24 protein-coding genes are annotated in these 17835 nt (G+C 48.4%); 7 read left to right on the top strand and 17 right to left on the bottom strand.

All coding sequences use genetic code 11. The annotated features are described in order from the left end of the window. Positions 1–11: 11 nt before the first annotated feature. Genes PSSD_RS13950 through PSSD_RS13935 form a run of 4 tightly spaced genes read right to left on the bottom strand, consistent with a single transcriptional unit; the run spans position 12 to position 4445 of the window. Entirely contained in the window at positions 12–890 is an 879-nt protein-coding gene (locus PSSD_RS13950) for a phage minor head protein (RefSeq protein ID WP_058972640.1), read from the bottom strand. A 4-nt stretch (positions 891–894) separates the two neighbouring features. Further along, complete coding sequence (locus tag PSSD_RS13945) at positions 895–2361, bottom strand: DUF1073 domain-containing protein (protein ID WP_058972639.1); 1467 nt, start codon at positions 2359–2361, stop codon at positions 895–897. 9 nt (positions 2362–2370) lie between these two features. Next, positions 2371–3843 (bottom strand): terminase large subunit, encoded by a 1473-nt coding sequence (locus tag PSSD_RS13940; RefSeq protein ID WP_058972638.1) that lies wholly within the window; start codon positions 3841–3843, stop codon positions 2371–2373. Between the two features lie 2 nt (positions 3844–3845). After that, positions 3846–4445, bottom strand: a complete 600-nt coding sequence (locus tag PSSD_RS13935; RefSeq protein WP_058972637.1) for a hypothetical protein — start codon at positions 4443–4445, stop codon at positions 3846–3848. A gap of 299 nt (positions 4446–4744) precedes the next feature. On the opposite strand from PSSD_RS13935, the gene PSSD_RS13930 reads away from it, so the two are divergent. Further along, positions 4745–5080, top strand: a complete 336-nt coding sequence (locus PSSD_RS13930) for an RrF2 family transcriptional regulator (RefSeq protein WP_052206038.1) — start codon at positions 4745–4747, stop codon at positions 5078–5080. A gap of 115 nt (positions 5081–5195) precedes the next feature. On the opposite strand, the gene PSSD_RS13925 is transcribed toward PSSD_RS13930, so the two are convergent. From PSSD_RS13925 to PSSD_RS13865, 13 genes are all read right to left on the bottom strand, one after another. Next, positions 5196–5510: a hypothetical protein gene (locus PSSD_RS13925; RefSeq protein WP_039330953.1), complete on the bottom strand. Its 315-nt coding sequence runs from the start codon at positions 5508–5510 to the stop codon at positions 5196–5198. Between the two features lie 549 nt (positions 5511–6059). Further along, positions 6060–6443 (bottom strand): hypothetical protein, encoded by a 384-nt coding sequence (locus tag PSSD_RS13920; protein WP_058972636.1) that lies wholly within the window; start codon positions 6441–6443, stop codon positions 6060–6062. Next, positions 6440–6931 carry a lysozyme gene (locus PSSD_RS13915; RefSeq protein WP_039330957.1) on the bottom strand — a complete coding sequence of 164 codons (492 nt, stop codon included), beginning with the start codon at positions 6929–6931 and terminating at the stop codon, positions 6440–6442. Before PSSD_RS13915 ends, PSSD_RS13920 begins: the two co-directional genes overlap by 4 nt. 2 nt (positions 6932–6933) lie before the next feature. Further along, positions 6934–7179 carry a phage holin gene (locus tag PSSD_RS13910; protein ID WP_039331022.1) on the bottom strand — a complete coding sequence of 82 codons (246 nt, stop codon included), beginning with the start codon at positions 7177–7179 and terminating at the stop codon, positions 6934–6936. Between the two features lie 2196 nt (positions 7180–9375). Continuing rightward, the gene (locus PSSD_RS13905; RefSeq protein WP_058972635.1) at positions 9376–9978 is read right to left on the bottom strand and encodes a hypothetical protein; all 603 of its coding nucleotides are present in this window, start codon (positions 9976–9978) and stop codon (positions 9376–9378) included. Between the two features lie 111 nt (positions 9979–10089). Then, complete coding sequence (locus PSSD_RS13900; RefSeq protein WP_058972634.1) at positions 10090–10707, bottom strand: recombination protein NinG; 618 nt, start codon at positions 10705–10707, stop codon at positions 10090–10092. 475 nt (positions 10708–11182) lie between these two features. Further along, a complete protein-coding gene (locus PSSD_RS13890) occupies positions 11183–11401 on the bottom strand; it encodes a hypothetical protein (RefSeq protein ID WP_039330965.1) in 219 nt (72 codons plus the stop codon). After that, positions 11394–11852 carry a YbcN family protein gene (locus PSSD_RS13885; protein WP_058972633.1) on the bottom strand — a complete coding sequence of 153 codons (459 nt, stop codon included), beginning with the start codon at positions 11850–11852 and terminating at the stop codon, positions 11394–11396. Before PSSD_RS13885 ends, PSSD_RS13890 begins: the two co-directional genes overlap by 8 nt. 56 nt (positions 11853–11908) lie before the next feature. Continuing rightward, positions 11909–12046, bottom strand: coding sequence for a hypothetical protein (locus tag PSSD_RS27755; RefSeq protein ID WP_167347675.1), 138 nt, complete (start codon positions 12044–12046; stop codon positions 11909–11911). 186 nt (positions 12047–12232) lie between these two features. Further along, positions 12233–12928, bottom strand: a complete 696-nt coding sequence (locus PSSD_RS13880; RefSeq protein WP_058972632.1) for a replication protein P — start codon at positions 12926–12928, stop codon at positions 12233–12235. Continuing rightward, the gene (locus PSSD_RS13875; protein WP_058972631.1) at positions 12925–13851 is read right to left on the bottom strand and encodes a replication protein; all 927 of its coding nucleotides are present in this window, start codon (positions 13849–13851) and stop codon (positions 12925–12927) included. The genes PSSD_RS13880 and PSSD_RS13875 overlap by 4 nt, the downstream gene beginning before the upstream one ends. 78 nt (positions 13852–13929) lie before the next feature. After that, the gene (locus PSSD_RS13870; RefSeq protein ID WP_058972630.1) at positions 13930–14202 is read right to left on the bottom strand and encodes a CII family transcriptional regulator; all 273 of its coding nucleotides are present in this window, start codon (positions 14200–14202) and stop codon (positions 13930–13932) included. Between the two features lie 134 nt (positions 14203–14336). Further along, a complete protein-coding gene (locus PSSD_RS13865) occupies positions 14337–14570 on the bottom strand; it encodes a hypothetical protein (RefSeq protein ID WP_058972629.1) in 234 nt (77 codons plus the stop codon). A 111-nt stretch (positions 14571–14681) separates the two neighbouring features. Between PSSD_RS13865 and PSSD_RS13860 the strand changes: the two genes are divergently transcribed. The 6 genes from PSSD_RS13860 to PSSD_RS13845 all read left to right on the top strand — a co-directional run. Beyond that, positions 14682–15359: a LexA family protein gene (locus PSSD_RS13860; RefSeq protein WP_058972628.1), complete on the top strand. Its 678-nt coding sequence runs from the start codon at positions 14682–14684 to the stop codon at positions 15357–15359. Between the two features lie 34 nt (positions 15360–15393). Beyond that, complete coding sequence (locus tag PSSD_RS27460) at positions 15394–15774, top strand: hypothetical protein (RefSeq protein ID WP_153011440.1); 381 nt, start codon at positions 15394–15396, stop codon at positions 15772–15774. Between the two features lie 142 nt (positions 15775–15916). Beyond that, positions 15917–16015 carry a YoaK family small membrane protein gene (locus PSSD_RS27455; RefSeq protein ID WP_013512152.1) on the top strand — a complete coding sequence of 33 codons (99 nt, stop codon included), beginning with the start codon at positions 15917–15919 and terminating at the stop codon, positions 16013–16015. 38 nt (positions 16016–16053) lie between these two features. Further along, entirely contained in the window at positions 16054–16266 is a 213-nt protein-coding gene (locus tag PSSD_RS13855) for a hypothetical protein (RefSeq protein WP_058972627.1), read from the top strand. 99 nt (positions 16267–16365) lie between these two features. Further along, positions 16366–17106 (top strand): HipA family kinase, encoded by a 741-nt coding sequence (locus PSSD_RS13850; protein ID WP_058972662.1) that lies wholly within the window; start codon positions 16366–16368, stop codon positions 17104–17106. Further along, the coding region (locus PSSD_RS13845) for a DUF3037 domain-containing protein (RefSeq protein WP_235589233.1) at positions 17088–17835 on the top strand (748 nt) is incomplete at its 3' end. The genes PSSD_RS13850 and PSSD_RS13845, both read left to right, overlap by 19 nt.

Here is a 17835-nt window from a genome sequence, read left to right as displayed (position 1 = left end):
GGGGTGATAGGTTAAGCGGCCTGCTGCCACTCCTTGCGCTCTTTGAGCAGCCTCTCAACAAGGCCGGTATTCACTATCTTGCCGTCATCATCGAGGATGACCGGTATCTGGCTGCAATAGCAGTGATAGCGGTTGCCGTCACGGCTATACCACTCACGCACCTCGTCAACAGTGCGTGTTTTCCCATGCCAGAAAGCATGAGTTGTTCGCGTGGTTGGCTTTAAGGCTGATAGGTGCAGTAACGCGGTATTGAGGCCAAGCCGTTCTTTTGACCATTCTGTTTCATTCCATTGAGCCTCGCGCAAAGCGCCAACCTGCTCGGTCTGCGCCATGTTCTTGGCTCTCGCCATCGATACATCAAGCCGCTTGCTGACGATCCGCGCCGTTTCTCGTGGGTTTATGCCCCGGCCAATCGCATCTGAAATCACATTAGCCAGATCACCACGAGCCCTATCGGATTCCAGAAGCCAGTCGCTGTAGGTTGAGACGTAAGCCGCCGCCACCTGATTCTGGTATGCAGGACTGCTAAGCAGCTGCGCTAGAGTGGTTTGCTGCTCGTAAATCGGCGACTGCACGGTTAGGTTCGTGAATGCCTGATGCGTGCCACGCTCATATTCGTCAGAAACATAGCTCAGCGCCCACAGGTTGTTGCTGCCACCTTCAAGCAATGCATCATCGAGGATGATTTGAACGCGCTGCAGGAGGTCAGCCAGTTGTGTTGCGGACATGTCGTAAACATATGCGCCTGCATTCACCTCGTAGATGACATTGCCGTGCACCGCATGCGACTGTTGGTTGGTGCCACGCTCCCGGCCAGTAAGTCGCTCATCGAACAATTGCTTTAACGCAACCTTGATGCGGTAGTAGCGGTTGTCGATATCGCGGAACATCCTGTTAACTGGCCTGGCGGACTGTGTCGGATCTGCCTTGTTGCGTGGTATTACCGGCGTCCGGATTAGCTGGAGGGTCGTCACTTAGCGGGTCTCCCGGTGGAACCGTTGGCGGAAATTCGTTTTCTGGCAGCGGCTCCAGTTCTCCTACAGCTCGAATCTCGTTCTGTTCAATCGCCGGGGTGCCGTAAGCTGCCTGTGTTTTCTGTGCCACATCTGCCATTGCCTGCATGTTGGCGATTTTCTCTTTCTCGCTTGGAGCGAGTAAGTCAGACCAGGCCAATGTGACTTCGCCGGATGATGGCGGGTCAATTACGCCAATCGTCCATAGACGCTCAAGCAGTGTTGTTACCACTGCGGTCATGAACCCCCATCGGCGGCCATTGCAGCGCTTCGCCCAGTCGGCTTTATCTTCATCAGAAGCAAGGCGCCCGGTCTGCTGCCCAAACTGAATGGTGAACGGACATTGAATTGATGCTGCGAACTCGTTGGCGGTGACTGTCCATGTCGGCTGCGGATCGGCGGCGGCCACAGAGAGTACTGACGTGGTGCCCGACTGAGTTACCAGAGCTGAATCAGTGCCTCGATTGAGCTTCTGCATTTTCTCATTCATCGCCTCGCCGATATTGGCGTATCCAGCTTCTTTAGCCTGGGCGGCAATGGTAGCCATATCGGTCTGAGAATCGAATGCGATGCCGAGCTGACGGCTGGCGTTTTTCAGGAAGCCTTCAGAGCTGCCCCCGGAGACCTTCTCCAGATCGAGAAGTTTGTTGTAGCCAGCGCGTAAGAAAGGCACACCTGATAGCATGTTCTCATCTTCTGAGCCTTCACTCAGTATGATGATCCGCTCAGGGTGCACTGTGACGCCGCGCACTACGCCATAGGTGCCATCGTCGCCCACTGGCTGCTCGTTGAAGTTGTAACTGAGCGGCTGGCTATAGGTTTCCGACATCGTGTCAGTATCGAAGTTACCAGGCTTTACCTGCGATTCCCATGCGGGGATTAGCTTAACAATGGCTTTTTCTTTGAGCTTTGCTACAACGTTGCGGTCTACCGGCTGGCTCCACTCACGACCATCCCTAAACTGGATGAGAATTGCCGAGTACCGGCCAATGAGGTTACGGCGATCCGCATCCTTAATTTTCGGCCAGTGCTTCTTCAGCACCTTGGTGACCAGCGTTTCCCAGGCGGTGGTTTTGGTAGACTCTTTTGCTTCATCGCCATCGATGATGGTTGGATGATCTACCCAGCAACTGTCCAGCAGCTTATGCACCGCCGCGTGAGCCACAGCGTTACGTTCGTAAGCGCGGTAATACTGATCAAACCCAATCTGATCGGGATAACCAAATTCGTCCCATAATTTGGTTCGCTTCGTGTTGCCGTTTACCCCGGCATAAAGGGAGCGCAGGCGCCCCACGGTAGCGGCCAGCGCGTTTACTAGGAAGCTCTCCCCCGGTTTTAATTCACTCACTGGTGCTCCTTAGAAGAAGATTGCGCCGGTCTGTTTGTGGTTGGTCTTCGCTACGGCAAAGTAGCGGAACGCATCAGCACCGTGCGATGTGAAATCGTGCAGTGGCTTGTCTTTCCAGCAGCCGCGCTTGTCGTCCCACTCCTTGCGGTATCCCTCAAGGTGAGAAATACCGATTTCGCATTTGGCTGAGTCGAAGGCACATTTGGGAAGGATTTCACGCACCGAGTCGATGCCGGTATCAACGCCAAGCTTTGGAGCGACCTTAAAACGTATGGAATACATCTGGCCGTCGATTTCAAAGCCTTCGGCGGCAATCTGTTTACGACTCTTTCCGTCGCCCGCAAATTCGCGGTTGTCGATATCGTGCGGTGCCCAGTGGTCACCGTACTGGTAGCCACGGTCTTTCAGCACCTTCATGTAATGGCGCAGACCTTCACCGCTGTTCTCGTAGTAATCGATGACGTGGAATTCATCGCCAACCTCACGCACGAACCATATCGCGGTGGAATCGCCCACGCCGATATCCCAGAATGTATGCACCGGTTGATGTGGGTTGTCAGGCAATTCTCCGATGCGCTGGTTGGTGTAAAGCCAGCGGAACTGCTTGGCGTAATAAGCGCCCTCAACCGACTGTTCAAACGCTTCAGCCGGGATGGATGGATACTCACGCTTCATGTCATCGCCAAGCGTCTTCTCTTTGGCGTAATACCAGGCTTTCTGTTGATCGGTCAGGCTAATGCCATGCTTCGACTCGATATCGTCAAAGTAATCGGTCAGGCGCTGCGGTAATGGCTCCACTGGGTCGATTGCATAGAGTGGATTCTTCCACCAGGAGAAAAAGAAAAACTTCCAGTCGAGGTTTGATAGCTGCTTGCCCTGCAGCTGAGCTTTCTCTGCTGTCTGGCAGTAATCGAAGAAGTAACTGGCGCGCCCTTCAGCTGTGCTTTCGATGGTGGTGAAGCAATCGCTTGATACCGCCTCAAAGGCACCAGTGACTATCTCCCGCGCTTTATCGGGAAACTTGGCGCATATCTTCCCAAACTCAGAAACGTGCAGGAAACGCAGCGTGCCGCCGCGGAATGAGGTGCTGACGTAGAGTGATCCGCCCTTTTTGAATACCAGCTCACCGGCAGAGTCATTGCTCGCAGGATTGGCCGCTCTGATTTCTGCCGGCAGCCGGTCATAGGCGTACTTAACCTTTTCTCGAAACAGGCGTTTGGCATCATTTAAGGTGTGGGCAATCAGAGCGCACTTAGCAGCTTCAAACAACGCAGCATCAAGCTGAATGATGCAGACCTCAGTCGTGAAGCCAAGTTGTCGCGCTTTCAGAATGATATTGCGGGTGTGCATGCCTTTGAAGTATTCAAGCTGCTCCGACGTCATCTTGAACCGGACTGGCTTACCTTCTTTGTTAGTGATCCAGTAGAGATTGTTCAGTCGCCAGAGCTTGTCACGCAGAAGCGCGAGGTGTTCTGGCTTCATGGTTACCCCTTGGCTAAATCATCCATCAAATCGGAAAGTTTCTTAGTTGAATCGTCGCCGGTTGGGCCGTCGATATCGTATGCCTGTCTCTCAAGGCCAATCAGCGTTTTGAGGGTGTCGGATAAATCCTTCATCGACTTCACTCGGCCGGGCATGCTGATGAGCTTATGATAAATCTCGTTGAGTTTGTCGTAGCCCTTATCATCAGGCTGATACATCAACTCGCCCAACTGCTGAAGCGCTGGCACGTCCGCGCACTCTGCTTCGAGTTCATCAAACAAAGAGTTGGCAATATTTCTTGCACGCCGGATGTCACCGCGATGCTCCATGCGAACGCTGGCTATTACCTCTGCGTTTGCCTCAATTAGTATCCGTTCGTTGGTAGCCGTTTCAGTGGATACCTTTTTGGATACCTCACGTTTGGATACCAGCGCATCAGCTTTGGCTTTTATCTTCGCCTTTAGGTCGCGCTCCCATCCATCGCGTTTGGCACGTTTGTTTATGGCGCCGTGAGTAATGCCATGTTGTGAAGCTATTTCTCGGATAGACATCAAACCAGCACGGTAAGCCAATTCGATGGCCTCCCAATCTGGTGATGCCATATTCACTCCAATAAAAAACCGCCCGTAGGCGGTTAGTTTGTCAGGGTGGGATTCGAACCCACGGTCTTGCAGTATTGGTCACGGCACCACTGCTTGATTCAGCTAGTGTCACGCTTTGTCCCGTCGAAGCTTTCGCTAAGCCATCTCGCGCACCTGACTTCTAAATCATACACCAGCTTCGCACCGTGACTAACAGTTATCCCTTGTCGGTGGATTCAGTCACGCCGCTCCCTGCTGGTCACTTTACCTGACAGCAGTGGTATTCTACTTAAAAGAGAAAATTAACGGGCTTCTAAACGATGCTTACCAGTAAACAGAACTATGCTTTGAAAATCATGATGTCTCTGAGTGAGGAAAAAGTTACTCCTGTCAGAGAGTTAATTTCAGAAATTTCAATTTCTGTTAGTTACCTTGAAAGCCTGATCGCAGTGCTCAGGGATGAAGGCTTAGTTAAGAGTATGCCCGGCATGTATGGTGGTTACGCCCTGTCCCGGAGTCCCGCAATCATCACGGTGGCTGATATTTTGGCTGCCTTCATCCAGTCAGCTACTCCTTATCCTGTGGTAAAAGCTCTTACATCCGTTTCGCTTAGAGATTTAAAGGATTCGGCTAAAATTACTAATCTCGAGTCATAGTGGCGTGAATATCATCATTTGCACAGTTCGTTAATTTACTGCTGCAATCCGGCTATTTGCTTTCCGTCCCTACAATTCGAACGTATAAAGTGAATCATTCCTGCTCATTCGCAGCTCAGGCATGGGAAGCCACCCGGGCAGCATGAGATGCCATTGCATTCTGCTTGAATGACTTAACTCGGGAAATCGCATAGCGTATCGCTTTTATCCAGCGAGGGTCGGCTGAAATTATCAGGGAGTTTTTTAGCGAAGTATGTAAACCACTCCATACCATGATGCGTACAGACACATCTCTCCCCAGCCTGTGGTTGAAGTGAGTTAAGATTGAGTTGATCGCTTCTTTGGTTTGCTGGTAGCCGTCCCCCATCTGATACATGCCCGCCAGACGTTTAATCTGAATTTCACACTCAGTCGCAATGTCATCTTGCATGATAAGCTCCGTTTTCGTCTTTGAAATTTGACTTAACGAAGAAAAGTGTAGTTGCTACCACTCAAATTTTCGACCAATTTGACTTCGAGTACTGCAAAGATTTTATCAACCAAACGAATCGGATACTTAAGTATTGACAATGGGTTATATTTAAATTGCGCGCTATTTACTTAAGAAATGTCTGGTATTTGTCATTATTGCCAAAAGTTTCCGTCAAATCCCGGCAACATATTTAGAAAGGTATACAATTCAGACCGCACTGGTAATGTGCCGTAGTGCATATTCCATGATTAACGAGCAGCATTAATAGCTGACAACCCTGTGTGTGACATCTCCCGCCGTAGTCCGATACGGCGGATTTTTTTCCAGTAAGAATTTACCTGCTCTTTCAGAACAGACTTCATTAAAGGTCCTCTATCACAACCCTCCAACTCACAGTATTCATATGTTCAGCTATTGCCAGCTTTGTACCAGGCCTGCCATCGGTAAGTGTTGAGTCGTAGCGTTCTCACACAATCCGCATTCTCAACATCCGATTGCAAGTCTGCATCACTGTCCTTTCCCGCCGGACTGAGTTTGCACGGCGGGCTCATCAAATCCTGCGATATTGTTGGCCGCGTCGATTGCTCGCTGCCGCATGCTGACAGCAGCATCATCAAAACGGCACACAGTGCGATTCGGATCCTGAACATATTTCACCACGTCGCGTGTAATGGTTCGATAGATGACTTTTCCATCAGCGTTGGCGGCTGCCGCTCTCTGCTCAATGGGAACCAGCTTGGATTCGGCCTTCTGTTTCTTGATTGCATATTCAGCGTTAACTTTGGCGCTGTGGGCATACCAGCCATTAAGGTAACGAACCTGCCCGTAAACTAAAGCCGCGACAATCAACAATGCGATGGTAATCAGAACGGATCGCAGGCTAAATGTCATTTCTGCCCCCACAAGCAAACTTCGCGCTCAATCTCACGGCGATTCATTAACCCTTTCCACTTTTGTCCCCCCGCGTATACCCATCGGCGCAACTGGTCGCAGGCGCCAGCGGTGTCTCCCTGGTTGATGCGCTGAAGTAGAGTCGAGGTTTTGAAGTTGCCAGCGCCAACGTTATAGGCGAACGAGTAGATAGCAGCGCGGGTTTCATCCGGTATTGGCTTTTTGATATAGGGGTCAATCTGAGCAGCTGTTGTGCGCAGATCCTTATCGAGTAGCGCGCGGCATTCCAGTTCTGTGTAGGTCTTACCAAGCATGATGTCTATGCCAGTGTGCCCATAACAAACAGTCCAGATACCGGCCACGTCTTTATATGGGGTGTATTCAACGCCTTCAAGTGAAGGGATGAGCGTTGTAGCAATAGCAATCGCGCCAGCCCCGCCGCCTACGGCAGCAACTAGCTTTTTCCGTAGAGACGGGGATAGGGACATGTTTACTGATCCTGTGGTGGGTTTGGAACGTATCCACGACGCAGAGCGGCTTCATAAGCACGTGTCTGCCGATTTTTGTAATACAGATTCACCAGGAAGGTGGCGATACCGATTACCACGCCGCTGATTACTGCAATCTGGTTCCAGTCGAGGTCATGAATCCATTGCGACACACTACCTCCGCAGACCAGCGTGCCAGAGACGCAATAGCTGGCACCTGATGCAAGTTTGTCAGGCATAATTTTCATATCCACCCCCATTTAGGGGATCCGCTTTTAAGATTTTGCCGAGGGATGAAGAAAGCGAACCCGGTTATAATTTCAACTGCTGAGGAAGAAACTTTCCAGAGTTCGACATAACCCGCCTTGCGCGGGTTTTCTTTTGCCAGTAGTCGAAAAAAAAGATGCCCGCCACCACTTGGGGATATTCCTTGAGGTCATAGGGATTGGCAGGGGCGAAAACGATAAAGGCTCGCCGAAGCGAGCCCTTATATACGTGAATTTGGAATTGCTATGCCGGGTGCCTCCCGGTGATAAGTACCAGCCAATACTTACCGCTTGAGACCGATCTTGGGAGTAAAGCTGACGCCCCTCCGCATAGGGGGATTCATAGCAATATTATCATATTAGCAGGTTGCCGAAACGCCGGGTGCCTCCCGGTGAACGAAGTGCAGCCACCTCCGTCCGCAAACTTGCGCTGGTTCTTGGCTGATGCCCCGCCGCTTAGGGGGATTCGTTCCAACACTGAATATAACATACGGTGCCGGGTGCCTCCCGGTGAACAAAGCCAGTACACTCTGTCCGCGTTAGTCCCGTCTTGGAGAAAAATGCCGCCCCATTCACTGCCGCCCCGCCGCACAGGGGGATTCACCGTATTATTATAATAACACACCAAAATTAATCTGCTGCGGTGCCGGGTGCCTCCCGGTGAGTAAGTACAGCCATGCTTACCCGCGATTAGGCTTGTTGTTACTCAGGAGAGTAATAGCTGCCGCCCCTTCGCATAGAGGGATTCACCGCATTGGTCTAAATGTAGACCAGATACGCTTGATTATGAAGACTATTCATAATTTTAAGTTGGCATACGAAATCTCAATCAAACATAAAGCAACTGAACTTCAACTACGTGCCCCTGATCGATTAACTTATTATCTCATAAACAAAAGCCCCGTCGGTTAGGACGGGGCTCAGGGCCTGGTATGCGAGATGAATGATTGGACGATAAAACAAATAACACCAGGCAACAGTTTATTTACTAAATCACTATTATCGTGTCAAGTTTGACGTAGTAAAGCACAGCTTAACCTGTGCTTCTGAAATTGGTGCGCCCGTTTATCGTCATTGATTAGGTAACAATCCATCGTTAGATGTGGCGCATTGAAATGATACACAATCAATACTAGCCGTAATCTTCGGCATTTCAACACTGTTAATTTTAATTTTGACGTAGAACAAAGCTCAGCAGTTTACGTCTATCAATATCGTAGTAAAGCCGTGCAGGTACAAATCCGAAAGCGCCAATCGGATTTCAAGTCTGGAAGCATCATCGATGAAAAAATGTCAGGAATTCGAAAAAACGCCAATGAAAGACCTGATTAAGAATGTGCTTAAGGTATTTAAACTGATTACGCGTATATTACTCGGCGGGTACTACCCAATCTCTTGAAGAAACTTGAATTTTTATCCCGGGACTTATCATTCCGGGATCTTTTTTCAAAAAGGCCCACCAAGGTGAGCCATGCTTTGCTGAAGCATTATGGCTTTTCTGCGATGCCGCTCGTTAGACGGTGAGTAAGGTACAGTCCCCTTAGCCGCTTGCTCAGACAGCCCCCCAGAGCTTTGACTGTTGCCACGCCACTAGGCGTGATTCACCGCATTAACCCCAGCATATAGTTAAGCAATATTTAAGTGAAGTTATTTTATATCAATATTTTGACTTGATACTAAATGCTCTTTGCATTTGAAGCCGCTAATGGAAACAGGAGGGCCGCCGTCAAGGATTTTAACCCCGTCCTCTGGCACTAGTGCCAGCGCTCTGTCCAATAAGCTAACGGCGGATTAATTGACATACAGGAATAGAAACAGCTGATGATTTTAACCTGCACGCCACTAAGAGATTATAGTCGCTACAGCGCCGGGTGCCTCCCGGTGGGCTCGTAAACAATCAACGATACCCGCATGTTAACGCACTTCGATTGTTATGCCCCTCCGCAAAGGGGGATACGTTGTAGCAAAAAAGAATTTAGCATTTGATTAAAACTATATGATTTTAGTAAATAAAAAAACGCCTACGGCTGGTAACCGTGGCGCGTTTAATCACTCACCTATGATGGAACTGCTCAGTCCGCTTTGCTTCCCGAGCGTAAAGTGAATATGCCAGGTCGCATGCCCTTTGTCTTTAGCTATTTGTGCCATCAATTCTCTTCACCCCTTATTTAAGGGAATTTAATTCTCCATTTCTCGCTTGATTGCATAAAACATTTCCCCCTCAAGAATATCCAGCGCCCATTCCATTCTGTTGCGGGCTTCCTTTGTGCTGATACTCGTGAAATAGATCATGGATGCTCCGATGTCTTGCACGCTCTTGCGTTTGCAATATCGTAATCTGGCCACGTTTTTAATCGGGTTGTCCATACCGAATGTTTTCACCATAACTGATTCAACAAAGGCAGCATCATCTGATTCTTTAGCGAGAGCAATGATGTTTGCCGTTGCTGATTGAGGGATTAGCAGGTCACGGGCTTTGCGGAATAACTCTTCGCCGCGCAAACCTTCACAGTGAAGCTCTGACACGATTTTCTCGATCTGTCTGCCCTGCTGCTCACTCCATTCGCAACGCATCATAAGGCGGCCAATAACGTTTACTTCTCCGCGATCGTAATCTTCATTACCCAGGTGCTGACCCCACACTGTGAGCAAGTGGCGAACCCACGCCTGTTGAGATGAGTTGATATTCTTCCACCCGTTACCAAACAGGCGGCGCATGTCCGCAGCGCTGCGTACACCGGCAAGCCTGACAAGTTGCTGAAAGTCTCGTTCAATGCGCATGTCTGAGCCTCTTGAGTTTTGCTGAGTTACAGATGATCCGATAGTTGATTTCCCCCAAGCCAGGCATTCGCAGGAGCGTGAATCGGAGCCACTTCTTTTTGAGGTATTCGGTCATGCTGCTTCGCTCCTTTGTGCGATCAGCTCGCGTGTCTTTTGACGGTAGTGTGCTGCTAGTTCCTGCAACTCTTCCCGCGTCCACTTGCTAATAGGGTGTGGCCCCATAAGGCGATCGAAAGCATCCTGCCCGATTTTCTTAATCAGGTTTGGCGTGTAGTTTTCGATGTTTCCTGAGAGATGCTGATTGCAGGGAACGCACTGCTTATGGCAGTTGGTTTCGTCATAACGTGTGGCCGGCGATGCCCCGCGAGTACGGTAATGACCAGCGTCATATTTTCCATCATGAAAGCGACCGCAGCTTATGCATGGATCGTCGGCGTCGCGTGTGCGGATAAACTCGTTGAAGGCGGCTTGAGCTTGTTTGTGGAAGTGGCTGAGGGGCTGAAGTGCTAACTTGCGAATCTTGAGGTGGCGTGTTTCCTGCTGTGCTTCTTTCTTTCTGACCTTGTCCTGCTGCTGTATCCGTTTCTTTCTGGCTGCTGTTGCGAGATGGTTTATCAGTTCGTCCTGGTGCTCATCGCAACACCACCACTGATAAAGAGTAAGAGGCTTATAGCGCTTTTTACATATTCTGCATTTACGCACTTTAGGTATTTTCCTTTCTTCAGGCATTGCACCTCTCCTTACTGCGGTCATCATAATATCTGAGGTCGTCGCCCTTTAGCGGCATAAGGTATTTGGATGGGAAAATACACCAGCCATAATTTCTGAAATCCCTTAATGAGACGGACATTTTGCCAACACATACAATGTCACCTACACACAGCCAGCCGCCTGTGTTAGAAGGCATTTTTCCGCAAGTGCCATCTGGTGCATTGAAAAATTCTCCAGCCTGGACCCAACTCAGTAATGTTACAGACTTTCCGACGTTCTCAGGATTCACTGAGTCAATTACCAAGGCAACGCAACCTGCTTCAAGTCCTGATTTCATCGGATTTTCTCCATATGATCACATTTGGCCCTAATTCACATTCATAAGGTCCCGGAAGTTTTAAAGCTATTAAATGGAAGACATGGTTAAAACATCGGACGTTATCTTTGTTCTAGTTTAAATGTTAGATGGTAAATACAGAATTGCATGATGGAGTTATGACACTTCATCTGTGCGATTCTTTTGCACATAATCGGGCCAATATTTACTGAGAATGATTGCTGGTACCTTCAGCTTCAGACCGAGCGAGTGCGCCTTACTTGTTACAGCTGACACCGATTTGTTTATAGCGGCAGCCATGACGTGCACAGGAACTTTTCCGGCGACGCGTTCGATATAAGCCAGATCCTTATCGGACCATGTCTTTTTAGCCATTTTGATTGTCCTTCAGTTTTTGATATTCGCTATCGTGGGGAATGGTCAGTGACAGCCCGAACTGCCCGCACCACTGTTCAACCTGATTCAGGAAGAAATGCATGTCTCCGGTATCGAGGCTGGAAGTGTGGCGTGGTTCGTAGGTGGTGACCTTCTCGCCGGTAACGAAGTCGGTGTAAGTGATTTCTTCACAGCCCAGGTAAGTTCTTTTGAGGTTGCGCTTTACCCATTCAGGTGTGGCATCGATACGGCCGGACTTAATGAGGTATTCGCTGATTTCGCCAAACCACATATGGGCCAGGTTGTTCTGCGAAAGGCTACGTTTTTCTTTCCAAGGCCTGAGTATTAGCCGGTAGCATTCGCCAGATTCGAGCAAAGGCAGTAACTGTTGCCCCACGTCGAGGAAGTTCGATTTGTGCAACCGAACCCCTTTATTTGAGATGTCGGCCATATAATTTAACTAGTTTATTTTTAAGTTTTGCTTGATTCCCCTGGTGCTGAAGCTACTTAACGGTGCGGTGAAGCCCAGGAGTGGTCAATGCCCATTGATGATAAAATTCCGGTGATGGCTAAGTAAGCCAATACCAGCGCGAAAATGACAATTGCTGTAATTTCAAGTGACTTTAAAACGTGATGCTTAGCCATAAATATCCCTCTTCAGTTTGTGTGTATTGAACCTCCCTACTGAAAATAAGATGTTACCGGTAAAGTGCAAGTCGAATTTACACTTTGAAACGTAAAGCAGAACTTATTGATTTTTTGCGTTGCGAACTTAACCCGCTCGACATTGAGGATAATCATCGCCATTGGGTCGCTTTTTGGTGAGCCTACTCATGACTTACCTCGCTTCAGGGTGGCACGGAGCATCGCAATGCCTTCCTGCGCTTTCTCGTTAGTTGATGGGATAGAGAGCTTTAACAGCTGCTTACGCGGCTCGGGTATTTCTTCTCCAGCTTCGATGCGCTGTGACATCTTGCGCAGCTCAGAGCGGCATTTCACGCGTAGTTCGGGTTCACTCAGATTGTTAGCTCGCATCATGCTGTACAGGCCGGTGACCATCCAGTATTCGGCATTGCTACCCCACGGGTAGTCTTCTGCTGTGACGTAACCACCGCGTCTGGCACAGTAGGTCATCACCAGCGAGTACAGGCTATCTTCGTCGGGCAGGCCGGCAACCGCAAACGAGCTTTGCTTGCACCAGGCGATAAACTGACCGGGAGACGGCAGGAATGGTGATCCGCTGGCGCGCGCCCGGCGCATACCAGCGGCCAGTTGCTGGCGATTGTTAATACCGTTTTCGGCAAAGGCGGCGATCCACTGGCGTTTGGCTGCGGCTTCATCACCGGCATTTCGCCAGGCGGTACTGACTGATGCCGGGAATACCTGCTTCAGCCCCTCGAAAAACTCGTTGATCAGCTTTTCGATTTCGTGATGCAGGCGGCGATCCAGAGGCTGTGGCGCATCGCCGACCATGCGGGATAACGCGGCGCCATCACGACGGTGCACTGCTGCTTGAAGTTGTCTCATATGAATTTCTCCCAGGCTTCTTCGCTGTTCCAGTTGACAGCCGATTGCTGATCCGCACAGACAGGCCGGTTTCGGTGAGGCTGGTTCATTTGGGCTTTGAGCGTGTCCCACTTCTGCCGAAGCTTTGCAGGGCTCATAACGTTGGTTTGCCAGAAGGCATCTGCGTTGGCCCATTTGAAGACTTCGCAGATTTCCAGATGGGTGCAATTAAGCGCGTTGCGTGCCAGGCGGACATCGTTCGCCCATGCTGGCCAGTTAGGCTGCTGGGCAGTGGGCGACACATTGCGAACTTTCGAAAATATCCACTCGGCCGCTTTGAGATCGTCAGCTGTCCCCCACTTGTCCCCTTTCGGCGTTTGGATGGCTGCATCAGGTCGATGAGCCGGAAAATGTGCAGAGGGTGGGTCAGAGGATTCGTCAGAATTCTCAGACGAATATTTATTGTCTTTCTTGTCTTTTGAATAATGTCTTTTGTGTGTCTCTGGGTTAGAGACAGGTGAAGTCTCTAGGTTAGAGACACTTTTTGTCTCTGGTTTAGAGACTAAATTGCTAACTTGGAGACACTTGCTGAATTGCCACGCAGAAACCTCTTTGTTTACGCCGATTAACCCCCCATCCATTAACAAGCAATTCATTGAAAGCAGTTCTTTTTTTGCCTTGTTGACATTCTGGCGAGAAAGCCCGGTTAGTTGAGCAATCTGCTCGTCAGCAATGCGATCTGATTTCTTGTTGAAACCGTAAGTTTTGCGGACGTAAGCCAACATTAGTTTCAACTGACGCGCTGTTAAATCGGCGCTTGCGATAGCCTCCAGTAGCTCGTTAGCGATCCTGGTATATCCATTATCGGTATCGACCACACGGCGCTCCACGACCTGCAAATCAGGTCTGATTGGTGAAACGTTGTCATGGGCAAGATTACTCATAAATAACCCTGCCACTGTTTACATATCCAGTTATTCCAGGCATAATTTTCTCCGGTGATTAGTACACGCTGATTTCCACTAGGCCTCGAAGCTGTTCGCGCAGCTCGGGGCTTTTTCTTTCCCCATCGCAGCAGCTACCGCTTGTCGGGCAACCTCTGCAATCAGGCTCGTTTCCCATACCTTCTCAAGCAGCACGAAAACCGTTGCCATATCGCGCAGGTTTAAGCGGCTGACTTTCGATTCATGCCATCCAGCTTCATCAGCCAAAACACGCTGGCCTTTGTGTGTCAGGCGAGATCGGAGTTCTGTTTCCACTTCATTGATTAACTTGCTGTTTCTTGCATGGTCCATATTCGATAATTCCTTTTAGAAGTTAATAGACGTGACAAAGCCGAAGCAGATGCCACGTTTAATGTGTTTGTTTCATTGGATTCGCTTTTCAGCGACGTAGGACAGGTTGTCCGTTTTTAGAGAGCGGGAAATACTTAAGCTACTGATGCACGCTGCGGTGCGAACACAAGATTTTCTTTGTTAACCGGCACATAACCGGAGAAGTGCTTACTGGCTTCTTCGATTGCGGATGCTTTGCCAGGTGATGCGCGGCGGAATCCATATGCAATCTGGTCAAGGTAGCCAACAGACGTTTTGGCTAGAGCTGCAAGGCGAACCCAATCATCATTGGTTGCCTCTTTGCGCCAGCGGAGTAATTCGTTACCCATTGGTGCCTCCTTAAATAACGAAACAAGTTTAGCTTTATGATAAATTACAATCAAGCATCATTTAGCATTTTGCATATTTATCGAATTGCTAAATGGTGTGAGAATCAATGAATGGAAAATAAAGACATTCGCAAAGCAAATCTGGAGCAAATGCTCAAAAAGCATCTGGCGTCCAGCGGTAACACTAAGGCCAGCTTTGCTGACCTTTTGGGGATCAGCGCGTCCCAGTTTAGCCAGTTGTTAGGCGAAAAAAGTGTTAGGAATGTCGGCGATAAGATGGCGCGCAAGATAGAGGCGTCTCTCGGTTTGTCTAATGGTTGGCTGGACTCGTTGCATTCTCAGGCAAGCAATGATGTGAATATCTCAAATCCTGTTCCTTACTCTCGTGGGGTAAGATATCCAGTCCTAAGCAAAGTACAGGCTGGTGCGTGGGCAGAGGCTTGTGAACCCTATACACTGAAAGACATCGACCTGTGGCTTGAATCTGACGCTCATTTGCAAGGCGATGCGTTCTGGCTTGAGGTCGAAGGCGATTCGATGACAGCTCCAATGGGGTTAAGTATCCCAGAGGGAACTTTCGTCCTATTCGATACCGGACGCGAAGCTGCTAATGGTAATCTCGTCATCGCCAAGCTGGTTGATGATAACGAAGCTACCTTCAAAAAGCTGGTGATCGATGGCAATCAGAAGTACCTGAAAGGATTAAACCCACAGTGGCCTATGACTCCTATAAACGGTAACTGCAAGATCATTGGCGTAGCTATTGAGACTAAGTTGCGACTGCTCTAATTAATTTTTTATTTCACACGGCAATGGATTGAAGATGAGAAAAATTATCGCTTTTTCAGTTTTGCTTCTCTCTGGCTGCTCTGTTTCAACTGGATTGGTTGTGCAAACTGAAGACCAAAAAGAGCCGCTTATGGGAACGGCTACAGCTTCGCTTATTCGCGGAGATTTTTATGTTGAGAACGTGAGTGGTCTCTCATGCTCTGGGAAATACAATCAGTTTACAACCTCCCCAATGCTCAAAGTCGCCTTTACTTGTAGTGATGGTAGGTCAGGTGCTGCACAAGTAATGCGCTATGGTCCTAACCTTGAGAATGGCTCTGGCAGTGGAAAGTTGAGTGATGGTACCCGATTCAGGATTCTAATTGGCGATGCGACGAGTCAGGCTAGTCAACAGGGATATTGGAGCAAATTTTAAGGATTAGCGGCCTGAAGAGACGTTTAAATAGGAGTGACGATGCCAGATGAGCATATTCATGCAATCGTAATTATCGCCATTGGCATCATTGCTCTACTCTGGCTTATGAGACCGTAGTTAAATAAACGAGGCTTTATTTCGCATGAAAATCGGATACCTGTTCCCGGTGGCGATAATCGTAGCTGGTATAACACTCCTGGTGTGGTTCATCGCAAGTGGAGCTTATGCGCCAGGCGGCTAATCGCAGGAAGATAGGTTTGATAACTAAGGAGAATCATTTTGGATGATGCAGATCTGGCACAAGAGCGTGAAGAAGCCCATCTGGCAGCGTCAATGTCAGCACGTAAACCGAGGCTAGTTAGCCGCAACGGTAAATGCATTTGGTGCGAGGATGAAGAAGTCATAGCAGATACAGCCTTTTGCTCAGCTGAGTGCGATGAGGACTATCATAAGCACCAGCGCGAGATGAAGCAGCGCATTACTGGAGAGTAATAAGCGGAAGATATCTTTGGGTTGAATTCACGGCATTTAGCTTTTTAGCTTAGTGCTATGGGCCAAATTTTCATACATTCATGGACGCTATGCAAGATAATGAATGCAGATAATCTTCATGTTATAGAGATAGTTAAGCGCATAATGGATTGTGCTACTCAACCATTTTTATGCAGATGCGACGATGATGAGCTTTATGTTGTAAAAGGCATGCCATGCGTAACGAGAAAGGAACTAATTGCAGAATGGGTTTCGGCCAGCTTGGCAAAAGAGCTTGGGTTATCCTTGCCAGATTTCAAAATTGTCTACGTTGAGCAGGCCCTAACTGAATTTGTTCCTGAGTGGAAGAATGAGTTATATGAGGGCTATGCCTTCGCCACAAAATTCATAAGTGGAGTTTCGCCTATAACCTTCCCTCAGGCTCACAGCAATGTTGATATTACTAGCCAGAAAAAGGTTTATCTGTTTGATAAGTGGATAAATAACTCAGATAGAGCATTGTCCCCAGCGGGAGGTAATGTGAACATCATTTTCGATTACAGAAACAATAGACATTACCTAATTGACCATAACCTTGCGTTCGATCATGATGAAGCCCCTGGTGAGTTCGAGCACCATGTCTATAGTGAAAGACACCGCTCATGGATTTTCGATCTAGTTGATAGAGAATCTGGTGAGGACGAGACTAAAAGAGTAAAGGCTTTTCTTCCTGCTTCACTATCCGCAATTCCTGAGGAATGGAATCTTGAGGATGACATGGAGCATGATGCATACGTTGATTTCATTAAATCAACTTTAGATAGGGTTTTAGAAGAAAAATTTTGGAGCAATATCAAGTGACTACGCCATGTCTCTACAGCATTGTAAGATATGCACCTTATGCAGAAACTGAAGAGTTTGCAAACATTGGGGTAGTCTTGTGCGCACCAAAAAAACGCACTCTTTACTTCAAGCTGACGAATGGTAACGATGCCAGAGTTAGCGCTTTCTTTCGAGATGATACTATTTTTCCTCTTGCGAAAGATGCAGTTGCTCGTGAGCTACAACTTGCCCAAGCACATTCACATTCTTTTAAAACAGCTACTGATTTTGCCAATTTCTTCAGCTATTTAACGGCAAAAAAAGAGTCGATCTTTCACTTTAGCTCAACCCGTGTTGTCATGGCCCACAGCCCAGAGAAAGAACTTAACTGTCTTTATGAGAAGTTCATCAATCACTCTGAATACAGCAAAGAACGCAGGGAACAAATATTAACTAAGGAGTTGAGAGCACGTATCAACTCTTACTCTGAACTTAAGGGTGCGTTTAAAGAAGATACACTTGGCGGTGAGCTCACGCGTTTTAAGATGCCATTTGTTGCAAAACATGAAAGCAAAATATTATGTGCAATCAAGCCGTTAGCTTTTAATCAAAAAGAGCCTGGTAAAATGATGGAGCACTGTGACCATTGGGTAGCCCGTGTAACAAGAGCTGCAAATGAAAGTTTGCTCAATCTTACCAATGTGCTTTTTACAATTGATGGCCACACTGCTCCCTCAGTATCTGAGTCCAAAGCCATGAATGAGATCA

Origin of the sequence: Type-D symbiont of Plautia stali (assembly GCF_001485335.1) — a bacterium.
In the GTDB taxonomy this organism is placed as follows: Bacteria; Pseudomonadota; Gammaproteobacteria; order Enterobacterales; family Enterobacteriaceae; genus Pantoea; species Pantoea vagans_C.
This window is presented reverse-complemented; position numbering and strand designations above follow the sequence as displayed.

Coding starts and splice junctions, on each gene's coding strand:
- PSSD_RS13950 (WP_058972640.1), bottom strand. CDS start 890: ATGTTCCGCGATATCGACAACCGCTACTACCGCATCAAGGTTGCGTTA.
- PSSD_RS13940 (WP_058972638.1), bottom strand. CDS start 3,843: ATGAAGCCAGAACACCTCGCGCTTCTGCGTGACAAGCTCTGGCGACTG.
- PSSD_RS13935 (WP_058972637.1), bottom strand. CDS start 4,445: ATGGCATCACCAGATTGGGAGGCCATCGAATTGGCTTACCGTGCTGGT.
- PSSD_RS13930 (WP_052206038.1), top strand. CDS start 4,745: ATGCTTACCAGTAAACAGAACTATGCTTTGAAAATCATGATGTCTCTG.
- PSSD_RS13925 (WP_039330953.1), bottom strand. CDS start 5,510: ATGCAAGATGACATTGCGACTGAGTGTGAAATTCAGATTAAACGTCTG.
- PSSD_RS13920 (WP_058972636.1), bottom strand. CDS start 6,443: ATGACATTTAGCCTGCGATCCGTTCTGATTACCATCGCATTGTTGATT.
- PSSD_RS13915 (WP_039330957.1), bottom strand. CDS start 6,931: ATGTCCCTATCCCCGTCTCTACGGAAAAAGCTAGTTGCTGCCGTAGGC.
- PSSD_RS13910 (WP_039331022.1), bottom strand. CDS start 7,179: ATGAAAATTATGCCTGACAAACTTGCATCAGGTGCCAGCTATTGCGTC.
- PSSD_RS13905 (WP_058972635.1), bottom strand. CDS start 9,978: ATGCGCATTGAACGAGACTTTCAGCAACTTGTCAGGCTTGCCGGTGTA.
- PSSD_RS13900 (WP_058972634.1), bottom strand. CDS start 10,707: ATGCCTGAAGAAAGGAAAATACCTAAAGTGCGTAAATGCAGAATATGT.
- PSSD_RS13890 (WP_039330965.1), bottom strand. CDS start 11,401: ATGGCTAAAAAGACATGGTCCGATAAGGATCTGGCTTATATCGAACGC.
- PSSD_RS13885 (WP_058972633.1), bottom strand. CDS start 11,852: ATGGCCGACATCTCAAATAAAGGGGTTCGGTTGCACAAATCGAACTTC.
- PSSD_RS27755 (WP_167347675.1), bottom strand. CDS start 12,046: ATGGCTAAGCATCACGTTTTAAAGTCACTTGAAATTACAGCAATTGTC.
- PSSD_RS13880 (WP_058972632.1), bottom strand. CDS start 12,928: ATGAGACAACTTCAAGCAGCAGTGCACCGTCGTGATGGCGCCGCGTTA.
- PSSD_RS13875 (WP_058972631.1), bottom strand. CDS start 13,851: ATGAGTAATCTTGCCCATGACAACGTTTCACCAATCAGACCTGATTTG.
- PSSD_RS13870 (WP_058972630.1), bottom strand. CDS start 14,202: ATGGACCATGCAAGAAACAGCAAGTTAATCAATGAAGTGGAAACAGAA.
- PSSD_RS13865 (WP_058972629.1), bottom strand. CDS start 14,570: ATGGGTAACGAATTACTCCGCTGGCGCAAAGAGGCAACCAATGATGAT.
- PSSD_RS13860 (WP_058972628.1), top strand. CDS start 14,682: ATGGAAAATAAAGACATTCGCAAAGCAAATCTGGAGCAAATGCTCAAA.
- PSSD_RS27460 (WP_153011440.1), top strand. CDS start 15,394: ATGAGAAAAATTATCGCTTTTTCAGTTTTGCTTCTCTCTGGCTGCTCT.
- PSSD_RS27455 (WP_013512152.1), top strand. CDS start 15,917: ATGAAAATCGGATACCTGTTCCCGGTGGCGATAATCGTAGCTGGTATA.
- PSSD_RS13850 (WP_058972662.1), top strand. CDS start 16,366: ATGAATGCAGATAATCTTCATGTTATAGAGATAGTTAAGCGCATAATG.